Below are 16,257 nucleotides of genomic sequence, written 5' to 3' on the forward strand. Positions count from 1 at the left end.
TGCGCCCCCATGCAAAGGATGGATACGTGAGCGAGACTGTCTTGTCCAATAACGATCAGCCGTCGGCGCAAACGCCGGCGGATCCCGTTACCACCCCGCCTGCCAAGCGCTCCGGCAATGGCCTTGCTGCCCTGGCCTTGCTGCTCGGCGCGGCCGGGGTGGCGGTAGGTGGCTGGGGTGCCTGGCAGGTGCGTCAACTGCAAGGCAGCGAGTTCGACCAGGGCCAGCACATCGAGGCGCTTAACCAGCGCGCCGAGGCTTTGCAACAGCGTGAGCAGCAGATCAGTGCGCAACTGGCCAGCCTGCCAGCCGCCAGCGAACTGGAAGACCGCCGGCGGCTGGTAGCGCAGTTGCAGGGCGACCAGCAGCGCCTCAGCCAGCGGCTGGAAACCGTGCTCGGCGAAAGCCGCAAGGAGTGGCGCCTGGCAGAAGCCGAGCACCTGCTGCGCCTGGCTACCCTGCGCCTGTCGGCCTTGCAGGACATCACCAGCGCCAAGGCCCTGGTCGAAGGTGCCGACGAGATCCTGCGCGAGCAGAGCGACCCAGGTGCCTTTGCCGCCCGCGAGCAACTCAACCGCAGCCTGGCCACGCTCAACAGCACCCAGCAACCAGACCGCACGGGCCTGTTCCTGAAGCTGGCTGCGCAGCGTGAGCGGGTCCAGCAACTGAGCGCGCAGTCGCCGGAGTTCGACAGCAATGCCGATGCCCTCGGCGCTTTGACCGCCGATGGCGACGGTGTCAGCCGCCTGTCGCAGTGGTGGGCGGAAATCTCCAAGTATTTCCAGGTTGACTTCAATGCCGACGAAAACGTGCGCCCATTGCTGGCCGGGCAGCAACTCAACCAATTGCGCCTGGCATTGAGCCTGACCATTGAGCAGGCCCAGTGGGCAGCGCTCAATGGCGACGCGAAGGTCTATACCCAGGCGCTGGATGATGCCCGCAGCGTGCTGCTGGCCAACTTCAATGCCGACAACCCGCAGAGCAAGGCCATGCTCGACAGCCTGAATGCCTTGGCCGAGCAGCCAGTGTCGGTGGTCACCCCTGACCTCAGTGAAAGCCTGGCAGCCGTGCAGGCCTACATTCAGCGCCGCCATCTGCCGGCTGAGGCCGAGGGGGGCAAGCCATGAAGCGAGTCTACCTGCTGGCCGTACTGGCCATCGTGGTCGCTGCTGCGCTGGGTGTCGCCGTCGCCAAGCACAGCGGTTACGTGCTGGTTTCCTACGGTGGTTTCCGTTATCAATCGGGGCTGTGGGCGGCGTTGGTTGGGCTGCTGGCGGTCGTTCTGGTGCTGTGGTTGCTGCGCTACCTGGTGGGGCTGTTGCTGACCTCCAGCGGCGTGGTCAACCCTTGGTCACGGCGCAACCGCCGCCGGCGTATTCGCTTGGCAATCGAGCAAGGGCAGCTCGACCTGGCCGAGGGGCGCTGGGCCAGCGCCCAGCGCCATTTGCACCGTGCCGCCGAGGCCGAGCGCCATCCCCTGCTGTACTACCTCGGTGCAGCGCGTGCCGCCAACGAGCAAGGTCGCAGCCAAGACAGCGACAACTTGCTGGAGCGTGCCCTGGAGCGCCAGCCACAGGCAGAACTGGCCATTGCCTTGACCCATGCCCAACTGCAGATGGACCGGGGTGAAAGCGATGGGGCGCTGGAAACCCTGCTGGCCATGCAGGAGCGCCACCCGCACAACAGCCAGGTCCTGCGGCTGTTGCAGCGCCTGTACCTGGAGCGCGGCGACTGGTCCGCCCTGATTCGCCTGTTGCCCGACCTGCGCAAGGGCAAGGTATTACCGGCCACGGAGCTTGCTGCCCTGGAGCAGCGGGCATGGGGCCAGAATCTGAGCCTGGCCACAACCCGTGGCGAGGACGCGCAAAGTGCACGGCAGGCCCTGGAGCGTGCCTGGCAGCAACTGACGGCCGCCCAGCGCCAGGAGCCGCAACTGGTCTTGGCCTACGCTGAACAGCTACGCCAGGCAGGCGCTGAGAGCGATGCCGAACAGGCATTGCGCACGGCCCTCAAGCGGAACTACGAAAGCCATCTGGCTCGCCTGTATGGCCTGGTGCGTGGCGATGACCCGGTGCGCCAGTTGCAAACCGCCGAAGGCTGGCTCAAAGACCACCCGCAAGATGCCAGCTTGTTGCTCACCCTCGGCCGCCTCAGCCTGCAGAACCGTCTGTGGGGCAAGGCGCGCGATTACCTCGAAAGCAGCCTGCGCATGGAGCGCAACCCCGAGGCCTGCGCCGAACTGGCGCGCCTGCTCGCCGGCCTGGGTGAGACGGAGCGCAGCAACCAACTGTTCCAGGAGGGCCTCGGCCTGCTCGACGAACGCCTGCTGGCGTTGCCGCTGCCAGAAGGCGTGCGCGCCTGACCTACCCCAAAGCCCGCGGCAACGCGCGGGCTTTTGGGGCTGGTGATTTATCTTCTGTTGCATGCTGAATCTGCATTGCCAGTCCTCAGTCGCCTCCTATCGAATAGACGGAAATTTCTTACACGTTTCAGCGACTTGTCGTTGCTGTAGCGCCTTGAAACAAAGCCTGTCTTTCCTCTACCGTTCCAGGCCACACTCTCATCCCGGGACCTTCACCACCCATGCTGCTGGCCCGTTTGCGCACCTTGTTTCTTCCTGCTTGCCTGGCCGCACTGGCAGTGCTGGCTGCGTCCTTCCAGTTGGATAACATGCTTGGGCTGGTGCCATGCCCGTTGCGCTTGAGCCAGCGGTTGCTGCTAGCCCTGTATGCCCTGCTGAGCCTGGCCAGCGTGCTGCAGGCACCGCGTGCACGAGGCCTGCGGCGATACGCGTGGGCGACGTTGGCCTGCTCGCTGGGCGGTGCGGTGCTGGCCGCGCGGCAGGTCTGGCTGCAGGGTGCTGAAAGGGTTGTCGATGCATGCCCGCTGCCGATCGGGCGTGTGTTCGAGCAGGGTTGGGTGGAGGCGGCCCGGCAACTGCTATTCGGCGGCCCGGAGTGCAGCGCGCTGAGCTGGAGTTTTCTCGACCTGACCCTCCCCGAGTGGAGCCTGTTGGCTTTCCTGCTGCTGGCGGCGCTGCCCGCGAGTTGCCTGCTGGCGTATCGTTTCCGCACGCTGGCAGGCGCTTGACCTGGCGCAAGGTTGGTTCATCAGAATGACCAATGGCCATGTAACACGGTATTAAACACTTGTATGAAGTTTGTCCACTGCGTACCTTGAAGGGCAACACGTGGGGGAATAATCTCGCAGCACGGATACTCAAAACACAACTGCTCGATGTCGTCCTGCTGATATCACCTTTTGCGCGCCTTCGCAGCGCGAGGTGCAGCGGCATTTACCCAGAAGGGAAGAGATCGCCATGCTCGATAGTTGTCAGAACGCTCAGGAACGCTGGGGTGGGGTTCACGCCCTTATTGATCGTTGGCTGAAGGAGCGCCATAGCTTGGTGAAGTCTTTCCGCGCGTTGCGCGACTACAAGCTGGCCTTCGCCGACAAGGATAAGAACGGGGATTTCTGTGGTCTGCTCGTGGACTACTGTTCGGCGTGGCACTTCGAGGTCTGCGAGCAGCTGGTCAGGGAAGCCAAGGATTTCGATGACGAGAAGGCACTGAAGCTGGCCGAAGAGATCAACCCACGCATCAATGACATCACGCAGTTCGCGTTGGCGTTCAACGACCATTGTGCGAAAGGTGAGTGCAAGGACACAGAGCGCTTTGCCGAAAAACTGGGCAAGCTCGGTGGCCTGCTGCACGAGCGCTTCGAACTGGAAGACTGCCTGATCGAAGTGCTGCACAACGCGCACAAGGAAGAGGGCGCGGTTCAGGCCTGAAGGTTGGCGTCAGTCGCCAACCCCCAGCAGTTCGATTTCGAACACCAAGGGGGTATAGGGTGGAATCAAGTCGCCTGCGCCCTCGGCCCCATAGGCTTGATCGAATGGAATCACAAGGCGCCACTTGGCGCCAACGTGCATCTGCGGCAATGCTACCTGCCACCCTTCGATCACCGAACCCAGGCTGAACCACTGTGGCGTCTGGTTCTGGTCGAACACCGAACCATCTGGCAACCTGCCCACGTAGCGTACCTGCACTTTGCCGCCGGCTTTCGGCTGCGCGCCACTTCCTGCCTGCAGCTCGTTGTAAAGCACGCCCTCCGGCAATTCATGCACGCCAAAACGCCCCCGCTCATTGGCCATGAAGCGTTTTTCCGCGGCTTGCTGCTTCTGCGCCTGGTCATCGCTTTCCTGTGCATCATGCTGTTGCAGCACGGCCTGCATGCGTGCCTTGTCGAGCTTGAGCGGCTGCCCTTGGTAGGCTTGGCGCAAGCCATCGACCAAGGCATCCAGTTGCAGGCCAGGCATGTCCTGGCGCAGCCGCTCGCCCAGGCTGGCCCCAAGGCTGTAGGCGAGATCGTGTTCATCACTGTCGGCCAGGGCGAGGGGCGCCAGCAGGCATAAACCTAAAACAAGAAATCGAGGCATGGTCAGTTCCTGCGCCAATGAGCGTGGAAGTATGCCAGTGTTGAATATGTGTATTGGCTTTTTCGCGGCTTTGCGTGGGCGTGGCTTTGAGTCGCAACAGGGCAGCGGCGCGGCAAGGCTTTATCCAGCATCTACACTTACCCGCAGCTGCAAGCTTACAACGTTGCCCAGGCATGCAACGCGGCGTAACTATTACGGTCAACATGCCCTAGCGGCGGTAGCAGCAGAAGCATAGTATGAGCCGCACTCTCGTCAGCCAGGAGGTAAACCATGTCGGCCAAAAAGAAGCCAGTAAGTACGCCGTTACACCTGCTCCAGCAACTTTCGGGTAGCTTGCTCGAACATTTGGAAGAAGCCTGCTCGCAAGCGCTGGCTGATGCGGAAAAACTGTTGGCAAAGTTGGAAAAGCAGCGTGGCAAAGCGCAGGAAAAACTGCACAACGCTCGCTTGAAACTGCAAGGTGCAGCCAAGGCCGGTAAAGCCAAGGCACAGACCAAAGCGCAAAAAGCCAGCGCTGAACTTGAAGAACTGCTGGACTCCCTCAAGGAACGTCAAACCCAGACGCGCGCCTACATTCAGCAACTCAAACGCGATGCCCAAGACAGCATCAAGTTGGCCCAAGGTGTAGGCAAAGTGCGTGAAGCCGCGACCAAGGCCCTTGATCAGCGTGCAGCCAAAACGGCCAAGCCAGCAGCTAAAGCCTCCGCCGCCGCAAAACCTGCGTCCAAGCCAGCCGCCAAGGCCTCCGCCGCCGCAAAACCTGCGTCCAAGCCAGCCGCCAAGGCCTCCGCCGCCGCAAAACCTGCGTCCAAGCCAGCCGCCAAGGCCACTGCCGCCGCAAAACCTGCGGCCAAGCCAGCCGCCAAGGCCACTGCCTCCGCAAAACCCGCAGCCAAGCCAGCCGCCAAGGCCACTGCCGCCGCAAAACCTGCGGCCAGGCCAGCCGCCAAGGCCACCGCCGCCGCAAAACCCGCAGCCAAGCCAGCCGCCAAAGCAACAGCCGCCGCTAAACCTGCGGCCAAGCCAGCAGCCAGAGCATCTGCTTCCACCAAACCTGCTACCAAGCCAGCTGCAGCCAAGTCGCCAGCACGTACCGCAGCGAAACCGGCTGCCAAGCCTGCCGCCAGCAAGCCAGCCGCTGCCAAACCGGCTACACCTGCCCCCAGCACTCCGGCCGCTGATGCCAACTCGGCCACTTCGGTAGCGCCATCGGCGCCGGCCAGCACGCCTGCTCAGGCACCGTCTTCGGCGTCCTGAAACGCTGCAGCTGCGGCACGTAGCTGCAGCAACGCGTCATGTTGTCGGCCCTGGTCCGGCACTAGCCGGGCCAGCCAGTCGCCCGTGGGCTCAGCAGAGTCCGCGGGCCACTGCTGGGCACGTTCTTGCAAGCGTTCCAGCAACGCGCTTTCTGCCTGTAATTCCAACTCTTTCACTTGCTCGCGCACAAGCGCCAGCCGGCTATCCAGCTGTGCTGCCGCGCGCCATTGCTGGCGCAGGTCGCGTAGCGGGGTGACCACTGTCCGTTGCCAGGGCTCGGCAATGTCTTGCAATGCCTGCACGCGCTGGTCCGTCACGGCAACCCCACGCGCCTGCAACCACGTGCCACACAGCAGCAGGCAGACATCGCCACCCAGTGTTTGCAGTTCAAGGCAGGCGGCTTCTACGCCAGGCCTGGCGTACAGGGCCAGGGCGTGATTCCACAGGTCGGTGTGCATGGTTCCACTCGCGCTATGGGCCGAGGAAGCTGGTAGACTCCGCGACCATCATGATCAGACTATCCAACCTCACTTTACAGCGTGGTCCGCAGCGCTTGCTAGAAGGCGCCGAGATGACCCTGCACGCCGGTCACAAGGCCGGTCTTATCGGCGCCAACGGTGCCGGCAAATCCAGCCTGTTCGCCTTGCTGCGCGGTGAGCTGTCGCCCGATGCCGGCGACTGCCAGCTACCCGGCGACTGGCGCATTGCCCACATGCGCCAGGAGGTCGATACCCTCGATCGCATGGCCGTGGACTATGTGCTCGACGGTGACGTGCGCCTGCGCAAGGTCCAGGCCGAATTGGCAGCTGCCGAGCAAGCGCACGATGGCACCGCCCTGGCGCGCCTGCACAGTGAGCTGGAAAGCGCTGACGGCTACACCGCCGACGCTCGCGCCCGCAAGCTGCTGGCCGGCCTTGGCTTTACCAACGAGCAGATGGACCGCCGTGTCGGTGACTTCTCTGGCGGCTGGCGTATGCGCCTCAACCTGGCCCAGGCCCTGATGTGCCCGTCCGACCTGCTGCTGCTCGACGAGCCCACCAACCACCTGGACCTCGACGCCATTCTGTGGCTGGAAGACTGGCTCAAGGGCTACCCCGGTACGCTGCTGCTGATTTCCCACGATCGTGACTTCCTCGATGCTGTGGTCGACCATGTGCTGCATGTAGAGCAGCGCAAGCTGAACCTCTACAAGGGCGGCTATACCGCCTTCGAGCGCACCCGTGCCGAACGCCTGGCGCAACAGCAACAGGCCTACGAGAAGCAGCAGGCGCAGCGCGCGCACATGGAAAAGTACATCGCCCGCTTCAAGGCCCAGGCCACCAAGGCGCGCCAGGCGCAGAGCCGGATCAAGGCCCTGGAGCGCATGGAGGAGCTGTCGGCGGCGCACGTCGATTCGCCATTTGACTTCGTCTTCCGCGAGTCGCAGAAAATTTCCAGCCCGCTGTTGAGCATGTCCGAAGGCCGCCTGGGGTATGGCGACAAAGCCATCCTCGACAAGGTCAAGCTGCAACTCACCCCGGGCGCGCGTATCGGCCTGCTCGGCCCGAATGGCGCAGGCAAGTCGACGCTGATCAAGAACCTTGCCGGTGAGCTGGAGCCGTTGTCCGGCCGGCTGGTCCGCGGCGAGAACCTGGCCGTGGGTTATTTTGCCCAGCACCAGCTGGACTCGCTGGACGACAAGGCCAGCCCGCTGCTGCACTTGCAGCGCATTGCCCCCGCCGAACGCGAGCAGACCCTGCGCGACTTCCTGGGTGGCTTCGATTTCCATGGCGCCCGGTGCGATGAGCCGGTGGTGAACTTCTCCGGTGGCGAGAAGGCCCGGCTGGCACTGGCGCTGATCGCCTGGGAACGGCCGAACCTGCTGCTGCTCGACGAACCCACCAACCACCTCGACCTGGAAATGCGCCTGGCGCTGACCATGGCCTTGCAGGAGTTCGCCGGCGCCGTGGTAGTGGTATCCCACGACCGTCACCTGCTCAAGAGCACCACCGACGACTTCCTGCTGGTCGCTGACGGCAAGGTCGACACCTTCGACGGTGACCTGGACGACTACAGCCGTTGGCTGGTCGAGTATCGCCAGCGCAGCGCGCCGGCCAGTACTGCGCCGGTCAACCCGGACAAGACCGACAAGAAAGCCCAGCGCCAAGCCGCCGCGGCCTTGCGCCAGCAATTGGCCCCGCACAAGAAGGCCGCTGACAAGCTGGAAGCCGAGCTCAATCAGGTGCACGCGCAGTTGGCCGAAATCGAGACGGCGCTGGGCGACGCTGGGCTTTACGATGCGGCGCGCAAGGACCAATTGCGTGACCTGCTGGCGCGCCAGACCAAGCTCAAGCAACGCGAAGGGGAGCTGGAAGAGGGCTGGATGGAGGCACTGGAAACCCTCGAAAGCATGCAAGCCGAGCTTGAGGCGCTGTCCTGATGGAGGAGCTGCGTGGGTTGCTGCCTGGGCAGTGGATGGACACCTTCTGGCTGGGCTTGCAGATCCTCCTTATCCTGGCGGTGGCTTTTGTCTTGCAGCGCATTGTGGCCCGTGGCCTGAGCCGCCTGGGCCAGCGCTACCCCTTGCCACCGGCACTGCTCGTGCCCGTGCGCGGTGGCCTGCGCTGGTTGATCATGGGCAGCGCGCTGCTGTTCGTGCTGGAGCGCCTGGGGGTTTCGGCAACGGTGCTGTGGACGGCCCTGTCCGGTTTCGTGGCGGTGGCGGCGGTGGCGTTCTTCGCCATGTGGAGCGTACTGTCCAACCTGCTGTGCGCGGTGCTGATCTTCACCGTCGGGCCGTTTCGTATTGGTGATGTGGTCGAGCTGGTCGACACCCTCGACAAACCGGGCGTAAAGGGGCGGGTAATCGCCATCAACCTGCTGTTCACTACCCTGCTGGAAGTGCCCGAGGCAGGCGGGGCATTGGTGCAGGTGCCGAACAGCCAGTTCTTCCAGAAGTCGGTGCGGCGCTGGCGCGGGGCCGAAGTGCAGGCCATGCACAAGGACGTGTTGCTCGAGGCGGACTGACACAGCCCGCACAAGCACGCTGAATTCTGCAAAATGTGCTGGTCATATTTTCACCAACACCTTAGCTTAATCTTTTGCAACATTAGTGCGAGCGAGGTGTGTGATGTCGATGGAAGTATGGTTGGGCTTTTTTGCCGCCTGCTGGGTGATCAGCCTTTCCCCTGGCGCCGGGGCGATTGCCTCGATGTCCAGTGGCCTGCAATACGGCTTCTGGCGCGGTTACTGGAATGCCCTGGGCCTGCAGCTGGGCCTGATTTTGCAGATCGCCATTATCGCCGCCGGCGTGGGCGCCGTGTTGGCCGCCTCGGCCACGGCGTTCCAGTTCATCAAGTGGTTTGGCGTCGCTTACCTCGTTTACCTGGCGTACAAGCAATGGCGAGCGCTGCCGATGGACATGACCGATGAGTCGGGCGTTCGCCCCATCGGCAGGCCGTTGAGCCTGATGTTCCGCGGTTTTCTGGTCAACGTCAGCAACCCCAAGGCGCTGGTGTTCATGCTTGCGGTGCTGCCGCAGTTCATCAACCCGCATGCACCGCTGCTGCCGCAGTATGTGGCAATCACCCTGACCATGGTCAGTGTCGACCTGTTGGTAATGGCGGGCTACACCGGTTTGGCCGCGCGGGTATTGCGCCTGCTGCGTACGCCCAAGCAGCAGAAGCGCTTGAACCGCACGTTTGCCGGGTTGTTCATTGGTGCAGCGACGTTCCTGGCAACCTTGCGCCGTGCACCCATCTGACAGGCGCGCTGGGATAAATGCAGGTTCGATCGAGTCTTGTCCGTCGGGGTGCTGTCTATCAGGGTGCGGATGATCACAATCATCTGGTTCACATGAGCATGGAGCAAAACCTGCAGCTGGTGCTCTCAACCCACGCCGGGCCGGCATCTTCCATGCGCGCCCCGGCACCGAGGAGGAAATATGGACAAGCCGATTCATCCTTTGTCGGAGATCTTCAAACAGTTGGGGCTGTCTGACGACCCGGTCGAAATCGACCGCTTCATCACGACACACTCACCGCTCGAGGACGGTGTGAAACTGGTCGATGCGCCTTTCTGGAGCGATTCGCAGCGCGCGTTCCTGAAAGAAAAGTACATCGCCGATGACGACTGGATCCCGATGATCGACCAACTCAACGAGGCGCTTCACCCCCAGAAAAAATAAAGCGCCGAGCGGCACCTGACGAGTGAATGGCCGTTGCTATGCTCAGGAAAACAATCGGGGGATAGCGCGATGAAAGATCCCTACGTATCAGGTTTCTGGTGCTCCGTTTCCATCCTGGGCATTCTGACGGCCAGTTACTTCTACGGCATCAGGCAGGCGCATCAACTGAACCAAGCGGTGCAGTTCCTCTACGCCGCCGCCGCGGTCACCGTGGCGGTCGCCGTGGTAGCGCTGGCCTGGATCGCCTGGCAACAGTTGCATCTGAACAAGCGCGAGGTGATCCAGGGGCGCACGTTGCTGACCATCTGGAACACCAAAGTTGCGCTACGCCGCGTGGAAACGGTCTTCGATCGTTATTTCTGGGGCAGCTACTGGCATTCGGGTCGTACTTTCGAAGAGGTCATGGGCGAACTCAAAGGGACCCCGCTGGAGCAAAGCCTTGATGCGCTGAAGCGCCAGTGCCGGGTGCTCGACCGCGAGATCCACGACCACCATCATCATTGGCTGGCCAACGCCCGCGACCTGTCCAGCGTGGCCCAGGCCATGGCCCGGGAGCGCTACCAGCTGGACCTGGGCGAACCCACGCAAAGCGGCCATGGCAATACCGCTGTGCTCAATCGCGACCTCGAAGTGCTGGTCTACACCTGGTCGGCGCGCCTGCGCAGTTTTGACCACCAACTGGACGAACTGGAGCGCGGCTACCACTGAAAGCGCTTATTCGCCGCGTATGTATTGCTCCAGCTGCTTGATCAGGCTGGCTTGCTCGGCAATGGTTTCCTTCACCAGGTCGCCGATCGACAACAGCCCTAGCAGCTCGCCATTGCTCACGACCGGCAAGTGGCGCAGGTGGCGGTCGGTCATCAGGTTCATGCAGTACTCGAGGTTCTGCCTGGGCTCGACCGTGACCACCGGCGCACTCATGATTTCCCGTACCGGGGTGGCGGCAGAAGAGCGGCCCTTGAGCACCAGTTTGCGTGCATAGTCGCGCTCACTGACGATACCCACCACCTGCTTGCCCTCGACTACCGGCAGTGCACCGATGTTTTTCTCCGCCAGCATTTTCAGGGCGTCGAGCACCGAGTCATCCGGGCCGATGGTGTACACGGTCTGGTGCTGGGACTTGGTCTTGAGGATTTGTTCGACGGTCTTCATACGGGCCTCTGCGGGTGGAAAAGCGCTGTCTCGGTGTAACTAAAGCATCCGGTACGGCGCTCTGCACGGCAATGCAGGAAACGGCATGGAGTCGATTGAAAAACGTCATCGGTGTTCGCCTTTGCGGGCCTCTTCGCGGCTAAAGCCGCTCCCACAGGTGTGTCATTGGCCTCAGAGCCTGTGATGCACCCTATGGGAGCGGCTTTACCGGTGCAGCCGATCAAAGCTTCGGCATTTGCCCGATCCGCGCGACCATTTCGCTGACGATCTGCAGGTCCAGCATGAACTGCTCTACCGTCTTGAACTCGTTGTCGTTGTGCCCGGTGTACTTCACGTCTGGCATGGCCAGGCCGAACTGCACGCCGTTGGGCAGGTCGTGTACCGACGTGGCACCCGCCGAGGTGCCGAACTCATGCTTCATGCCCAGGTTCTCGCTGGCCACCGCGAGCAGAGCCTTCACCCACTCGCCCTCGGGGTTGCGATACATCGGTTCGTCCAGGCTATAGTCGAAGGCCACCGAGGTGCGGCTCTGCCGGGTCCATTTGTCCAGTCTGGTGGCCAGTTCGTCCTTGATCGTGGCAAGCGGCTTGCCCTTGGGAATGCGCAGGTTCACCGCCAGTTTCAAGCCTTTGTCGTCCACCCCTACGTAGGTCAACGACGCGGTCAGCGGGCCCATGAACGGGTCTTTGAAGGCCACGCCCAGCTTGTTGCCCAGGTAGTCCAGGCCCCAGTTGTCCGCAGCGTAGCGGGCGGCGTCGGTGAATTGGTTGTGCTTGAGCGGTACCTGCTGGGCCAGGCCAGCAAGGAAGTCGAGCATGCGCGCAACCGGGTTTACCCCGGACTCCGGCTCCGAGGAATGCGCGGAAACCCCGGTTACTGTCAGCACCACCTGCTTGCCGTCGGCCTTGGCGTCGATGCTGAAGTCACCACCGTGCTGCTTTACATACGCGCCGCCGGCCTGCTGCAGTTGTTGGGCGAGTGCTGCCGGGTTGTCGGTGGCCAGGGTTGCGACCGAGGTGGTGGGGATCTGGTTGGTGGCCAGCCCGCCGGTCAGGTTGATGACCTCAGCACCTTCACCCGTGGCCGGGCGCTTGCTGAAGCTGGCCATGATCGTACCGTAGCCTTTTTCGGCAATGACCACCGGGTAGCCGCCATCCAGCGCCAGGTTGTAATCAGGCGTGGGGTTGCGCTCGAAGTAATAGGGGATCGCATCCCCACTGGTTTCTTCCGTCGTGTCGATCAGCAGCTTGAATTGGCGGGCCAGTGGCAGGTTCTCGTCCTTCGCCACTTTCAGTGCGTACATCGCGACAACGATACCGTTTTTGTCGTCTTCGGTGCCGCGGCCATACATGCGGTCGCCAACCAGGGTGACCTTGAACGGGTCCAGGCGGGTGCCGTCGGCCAGCTTCCAGTTGTCCGGATTGACCGGCACCACATCGGCGTGGGCATGGATGCCGATCACTTCCTTGCCGCTGCCGAGCGAAATTTCGTAAACCCGGTTATCGATGTTGCGGAACGCCAGGCCGAAACTGTCGGCCAGTGCTTTGACCTTGTCGGCGATTTTCAGGAACGCCGGGTTTTCGTACTGCGGCGTACCTTCGACGTTGTAGGTTGGAATAGCCACCAGTTCGCGCAGGGTTTCAGTGGCTGCCTTGCCGTACTTGATGCGGGTATACAGGCCAAGCAGGCGGTTGATCTCGTCCTGTTGCCCGGCGGCCAGCGGTTTGCCGGCCAGGTAGGCCTGCAGTGTCGCCTCAAGGTTATCGGCCTTGGCCAGGTCACTGCCTTTGAGCTTGCCGAGGAACTGCTTGAAGTCACGCGGGTCGCTGCCGTCGAAGGTTTTGACGATTGCCGCGGCCTGTTGCTGAGTGAGGTTGGCCTGGGCCGGTTGGGTGAACAGGCCGATGTTGGCCAGCAGCAGGGTAGTGGCGGTGAGTTTTTTCAGGTGCATGGTTGCGCGCATTCCTTCGCCATGGATTGTTATGGGGCACCCGTTCGAGGCAACGGGAGGACGCCCACGCTAACACCAATGGCCAGTGGCACGGGAGTGCCAGAAACGCGACATGTCGCACAAATGAAAAAGCCCCGGGCACAGGCCCAGGGCTTTTTGATATGGCGCACTCGGCGGGATTCGAACCCACGACCCCTGCCTTCGGAGCGTGAAAGGAAGTCCAGCGTTTACGGGCTACTCCCAGTAAATACGGGGCTTTCCTGTCCAGTTGTGTCTTCCGATGATGGTCCGTATAGTGAAATTTGCACCCACTATGCACCCACGGCACCCATGAAAGCGAAATTGACCCTCTCCCTGCTTGGCGGCCTGGAGACAACCGGCAGCACCTACGAAGTCCACGATACCACCGTCAGCGGCTTGTTTGTCCGTGTCACGGCAGCGGGTCACAAGAGCTATGTCGTTCGCTGGGCCAGGGGCAAGAAGAAGACCCTGGGCCGTGTAGGCGTGCTGACGCTTGATAGGGCGCGCAAGGAGGCGTTGCAGTACCTTGCCGAGGCCCATGAGCATGGCGAGCCACTGGCCGTTTCCCAGGCTCGAGCTGGTGCGAGCATGCCGACCCTGGAGGCTTTCCTAGTGGAGCAATTCGAACCCTGGGCCAGGATTCACCACCGCGACCATGTGAACAGCGTTCGCGCCATCCGGTCGGCCTTCGCCGATCTGCTTCCCCTCAAACTTGAGGAGATTGACCACCGCCGTGTCGAGCGTCTGCGCGTGTCCTGGGTGGACGGGGGAAACACGCCCGCGACCGCCAATCGGAATATCCAGCGCATCAAAGGGCTGCTGAGCCGGGCCGTTGAATGGGGCGTGCTGGAATCGCACCCCCTTAGCAAGCTGCGCCGCCTCAAGACCGACCGACGTGGACGAATCCGCTTCCTGACGACCGAGGAACTGGCCGACCTGCGCAAGGCCATGGATACACGGGAGGAGGGCATCAGGGCCGAGCGCGATAGTGCGAACCTGTGGCGCAAAGAACGCAATAGAGAACTGATGCAAAGCTTGCGCGAGGTAACTTTCGCGGATCACTTGAAACCCCTGGTTTTGCTCAGCATCAATACCGGCATGCGCCGTGGTGAGGTATTCAACCTGCAATGGGCTGATATCAACTTCAAGGGGAAGGTGCTGACCGTAGAGGGTGAAACTTCCAAGTCTGGACAGACGCGCCATATACCCTTAAACAAGGAAGCGCTTGAAGTATTACAGAGCTGGCGCGATCAACATTCCCGGAAATCCGGGTATGTATTTCCAGGCAAAGAAGGTGGCCGACTGGACAATGTGAAAAAGAGTTGGGATGGACTGTTGAAGATGGCAAAGATCGAGGGCTTTCGGTGGCACGATCTGCGCCACACCTTCGCTTCCAAGCTGGTCATGGCTGGCGTGCCGCTCAACACCGTTCGGGAGCTGCTGGGGCACTCTGACATAGCCATGACGCTGCGCTACGCCCACCTTGCGCCTGACAGCAAGGCGGCGGCGGTAGAACTGATCTAGCGCTTAACTCCTAAACTATCAGAGATATCGTCAAACTCCTTATCGGCTCCCATGTATCCGACGCCATCGTCGTCGTGAATAACCACCGCAGGGACTTTTACCTCAGGAGTTAACGATGAAACCGGGCGGCCAATGAATGACTCTACATCATCAAGCGTTAGGTCAGGGCAACACCCTTTCTCAGCGAGTTCTAAAGCACGAGATTTAATAAGATCCCAAGACAATCGAATCAACTTTCTTTTCGGAGTTACAAATATTGTCACCCCACTACTGGACTGTCTAAATCCGCCCCTGCCGGCTTTAGCATCTACCATTCTGTAATCGTAATCAGCGCTGCCTCCAATCTCGTAGACATTGAAGAATATATCTACGGCAGAATCCAGCACCGAGGCAATGCAGCTCTCCTCATGGCTCATCAAGCTAGGGGCGCAAAGTGCCAGATTGACGATTCGCTCACTCTCGCTCGGCGCCCACACAAGCGCCGACACCGCCGCAAGAGATTCCTCCCGCTGACCGCCATCGACCCTTCGGTCGCCAGCAAGCCGAGTGACAGCAGACTCGATCACGCCCGTGATTGACTGATGGCCTGATCTAGCCAATAGCTCGATAAGGAATTTCGTGCGCGGATCAAGTCGCAGCGTAAGGGCATCTGTCTTCTTTGGCGTCTTCTTGGCGGTCATTTCTTTCCCCTCTGAGGGCCTCAGTATACCCGTCAATCCATCCCATACAATCCAGAAAAATACTGCACATCATTTGACGTGCAGTATTTCTTCGGTATAGCCTTACTCCACTGGCGGAACCAATCAACTCGCCAGATGGAGAATGCAATGACTCAAGCGCACCACGTTCCACCCCTGGCTTTAGGGATCGAAGATGCAGCCCGCTCCATCGGAGTGGCTCGCTCAGCAATCTACGAAATCGTCGCACGAGGAGAGCTCCCCAGCTTCAAGCTCGGTCGTCGCCGCATGATCCTGGTGAAGGAATTGGAGACGTACATCAATCGCGTGGCTGTGGAGAACGCCCGATGACCGTTCGCATCATCGGCGGTGACCAGAAAATCCTGGGCACCCTTCAACTCCCGGCCAGCACCCGCCTGGTCGATCTGGAAACCCTGCGCCAGCTTGGCGCCCAACGTGTAGAGGTAATCGCAGCATGAGCAACGAACAAAGGGCGCTCGACGCTCGAGCAAAACGGATCGCAGCAAAGAACGGCTATCGGGCGGAGCGCTCCGACAAGCCATATTCAGGGGACAACTACGGGGAGTTCATGCTGATTGAAGATGCGACAAACCGTATTGAGGCAGGCCACCGCTACGACATGGGTGCCGAGCAGATCATTGAGTTCTTCGAGGGTGACGCGGCATGAATCTGCAAATCACAAAAGGCGACGCTGAGCTGTTCGTGGATGCCGGTCATTTCATGAGCGTGGTCGTAGCGCTGATAGATGAAAACGCCACCAAGGAGGATACCGAAGGCGCCCCATTTTTGAACGGCTATCGCCTGAGCGGCCTCATGAGCGGCTTGAAGCTGGTGGCGCACAGCTTGAGTTCACGGGGGGAGGATTTGAACGAGCTGGTCTGGAAGGAAGAAGAGAAGGCCCAAGCGGCGTTGCACCGCCGCAAGGGTCAAGACATGGCACGGGAATGCGATATCGGGGGCAAGTCTGGCACGCGCCGCGCAGCCTGACAACCCACCGCCCCATGCAGGGGGTCGATTTCAGATCGACCCCTTTGCGCCTTATTGTGAGTTC

At 61.4% G+C, this 16,257-nt stretch carries 20 protein-coding genes; 15 read left to right on the top strand and 5 right to left on the bottom strand.

The annotated features are described in order from the left end of the window. Positions 1-26 precede the first annotated feature (26 nt). The 4 genes from GEV39_RS00785 (at position 27) to rsd (ending at position 3,790) form a co-directional block, all read left to right on the top strand. Positions 27-1,127: a uroporphyrinogen-III C-methyltransferase gene (locus GEV39_RS00785; RefSeq protein WP_173887177.1), complete on the top strand. Its 1,101-nt coding sequence runs from the start codon at positions 27-29 to the stop codon at positions 1,125-1,127. Next, positions 1,124-2,362: a heme biosynthesis HemY N-terminal domain-containing protein gene (locus GEV39_RS00790; protein WP_173887178.1), complete on the top strand. Its 1,239-nt coding sequence runs from the start codon at positions 1,124-1,126 to the stop codon at positions 2,360-2,362. The genes GEV39_RS00785 and GEV39_RS00790 overlap by 4 nt, the downstream gene beginning before the upstream one ends. Positions 2,363-2,583: 221 nt before the next feature. After that, the gene (locus GEV39_RS00795; protein WP_173887180.1) at positions 2,584-3,090 is read left to right on the top strand and encodes a disulfide bond formation protein B; all 507 of its coding nucleotides are present in this window, start codon (positions 2,584-2,586) and stop codon (positions 3,088-3,090) included. Positions 3,091-3,319: 229 nt separating this feature from the next. Further along, on the top strand, positions 3,320-3,790 hold the full coding sequence (gene rsd, locus GEV39_RS00800; RefSeq protein ID WP_173887181.1) for a sigma D regulator: 471 nt from the start codon (positions 3,320-3,322) through the stop codon (positions 3,788-3,790). A 9-nt stretch (positions 3,791-3,799) separates the two neighbouring features. Here the strand turns inward: rsd and GEV39_RS00805 are convergent, their stop codons facing one another. Beyond that, a complete protein-coding gene (locus GEV39_RS00805; RefSeq protein WP_173887183.1) occupies positions 3,800-4,438 on the bottom strand; it encodes an FKBP-type peptidyl-prolyl cis-trans isomerase in 639 nt (212 codons plus the stop codon). A 270-nt stretch (positions 4,439-4,708) separates the two neighbouring features. Here GEV39_RS00805 and GEV39_RS00810 point away from each other — a divergent pair, with 270 nt between their 5' ends. Further along, positions 4,709-5,695 (top strand): AlgP family protein, encoded by a 987-nt coding sequence (locus tag GEV39_RS00810; RefSeq protein WP_173887185.1) that lies wholly within the window; start codon positions 4,709-4,711, stop codon positions 5,693-5,695. Here GEV39_RS00810 and GEV39_RS00815 read toward each other — a convergent pair. Continuing rightward, positions 5,671-6,153: a TIGR02444 family protein gene (locus GEV39_RS00815; protein WP_173887186.1), complete on the bottom strand. Its 483-nt coding sequence runs from the start codon at positions 6,151-6,153 to the stop codon at positions 5,671-5,673. The genes GEV39_RS00810 and GEV39_RS00815 overlap by 25 nt on opposite strands. Positions 6,154-6,203: 50 nt before the next feature. Between GEV39_RS00815 and GEV39_RS00820 the strand changes: the two genes are divergently transcribed. The 5 genes from GEV39_RS00820 (at position 6,204) to GEV39_RS00840 (ending at position 10,568) form a co-directional block, all read left to right on the top strand. Beyond that, complete coding sequence (locus tag GEV39_RS00820) at positions 6,204-8,114, top strand: ATP-binding cassette domain-containing protein (RefSeq protein WP_173887188.1); 1,911 nt, start codon at positions 6,204-6,206, stop codon at positions 8,112-8,114. Continuing rightward, positions 8,114-8,701 (top strand): mechanosensitive ion channel family protein, encoded by a 588-nt coding sequence (locus GEV39_RS00825; RefSeq protein ID WP_173887190.1) that lies wholly within the window; start codon positions 8,114-8,116, stop codon positions 8,699-8,701. Before GEV39_RS00820 ends, GEV39_RS00825 begins: the two co-directional genes overlap by 1 nt. A 103-nt stretch (positions 8,702-8,804) precedes the next feature. Beyond that, positions 8,805-9,437, top strand: a complete 633-nt coding sequence (locus tag GEV39_RS00830; RefSeq protein WP_173887192.1) for a LysE family transporter — start codon at positions 8,805-8,807, stop codon at positions 9,435-9,437. A gap of 180 nt (positions 9,438-9,617) precedes the next feature. After that, positions 9,618-9,860 (top strand): DUF2789 domain-containing protein, encoded by a 243-nt coding sequence (locus tag GEV39_RS00835; RefSeq protein WP_173887193.1) that lies wholly within the window; start codon positions 9,618-9,620, stop codon positions 9,858-9,860. A 69-nt stretch (positions 9,861-9,929) separates the two neighbouring features. Further along, positions 9,930-10,568 (top strand): NADH:ubiquinone oxidoreductase subunit N, encoded by a 639-nt coding sequence (locus tag GEV39_RS00840; RefSeq protein ID WP_173887195.1) that lies wholly within the window; start codon positions 9,930-9,932, stop codon positions 10,566-10,568. Positions 10,569-10,574: 6 nt separating this feature from the next. Here GEV39_RS00840 and GEV39_RS00845 read toward each other — a convergent pair whose 3' ends face one another. Beyond that, the gene (locus GEV39_RS00845; RefSeq protein ID WP_009682213.1) at positions 10,575-11,012 is read right to left on the bottom strand and encodes a CBS domain-containing protein; all 438 of its coding nucleotides are present in this window, start codon (positions 11,010-11,012) and stop codon (positions 10,575-10,577) included. Between the two features lie 220 nt (positions 11,013-11,232). Beyond that, positions 11,233-12,963, bottom strand: coding sequence for a dipeptidase (locus GEV39_RS00850; protein WP_173887197.1), 1,731 nt, complete (start codon positions 12,961-12,963; stop codon positions 11,233-11,235). 330 nt (positions 12,964-13,293) lie between these two features. Between GEV39_RS00850 and GEV39_RS00855 the strand changes: the two genes are divergently transcribed. After that, on the top strand, positions 13,294-14,508 hold the full coding sequence (locus GEV39_RS00855) for a site-specific integrase (RefSeq protein ID WP_173887199.1): 1,215 nt from the start codon (positions 13,294-13,296) through the stop codon (positions 14,506-14,508). Here the strand turns inward: GEV39_RS00855 and GEV39_RS00860 are convergent. Next, a complete protein-coding gene (locus GEV39_RS00860; RefSeq protein ID WP_173887201.1) occupies positions 14,505-15,188 on the bottom strand; it encodes a hypothetical protein in 684 nt (227 codons plus the stop codon). The genes GEV39_RS00855 and GEV39_RS00860 overlap by 4 nt on opposite strands. A 147-nt stretch (positions 15,189-15,335) precedes the next feature. Between GEV39_RS00860 and GEV39_RS00865 the strand changes: the two genes are divergently transcribed. Genes GEV39_RS00865 through GEV39_RS00875 form a run of 4 tightly spaced genes read left to right on the top strand, consistent with a single transcriptional unit; the run spans position 15,336 to position 16,193 of the window. Then, positions 15,336-15,536, top strand: coding sequence for a helix-turn-helix domain-containing protein (locus GEV39_RS00865; RefSeq protein ID WP_173887202.1), 201 nt, complete (start codon positions 15,336-15,338; stop codon positions 15,534-15,536). After that, entirely contained in the window at positions 15,533-15,664 is a 132-nt protein-coding gene (locus GEV39_RS26325; RefSeq protein ID WP_283246103.1) for a hypothetical protein, read from the top strand. Before GEV39_RS00865 ends, GEV39_RS26325 begins: the two co-directional genes overlap by 4 nt. Continuing rightward, positions 15,661-15,873 carry a hypothetical protein gene (locus GEV39_RS00870; RefSeq protein ID WP_173887204.1) on the top strand — a complete coding sequence of 71 codons (213 nt, stop codon included), beginning with the start codon at positions 15,661-15,663 and terminating at the stop codon, positions 15,871-15,873. Before GEV39_RS26325 ends, GEV39_RS00870 begins: the two co-directional genes overlap by 4 nt. Beyond that, positions 15,870-16,193: a hypothetical protein gene (locus GEV39_RS00875; protein WP_173887206.1), complete on the top strand. Its 324-nt coding sequence runs from the start codon at positions 15,870-15,872 to the stop codon at positions 16,191-16,193. Before GEV39_RS00870 ends, GEV39_RS00875 begins: the two co-directional genes overlap by 4 nt. The last annotated feature ends 64 nt before the right edge of the window (positions 16,194-16,257 follow it).

This window comes from Pseudomonas sp. NY5710 (genome assembly GCF_013305665.1).
Classification (GTDB): Bacteria; Pseudomonadota; Gammaproteobacteria; order Pseudomonadales; family Pseudomonadaceae; genus Aquipseudomonas; species Aquipseudomonas juntendi.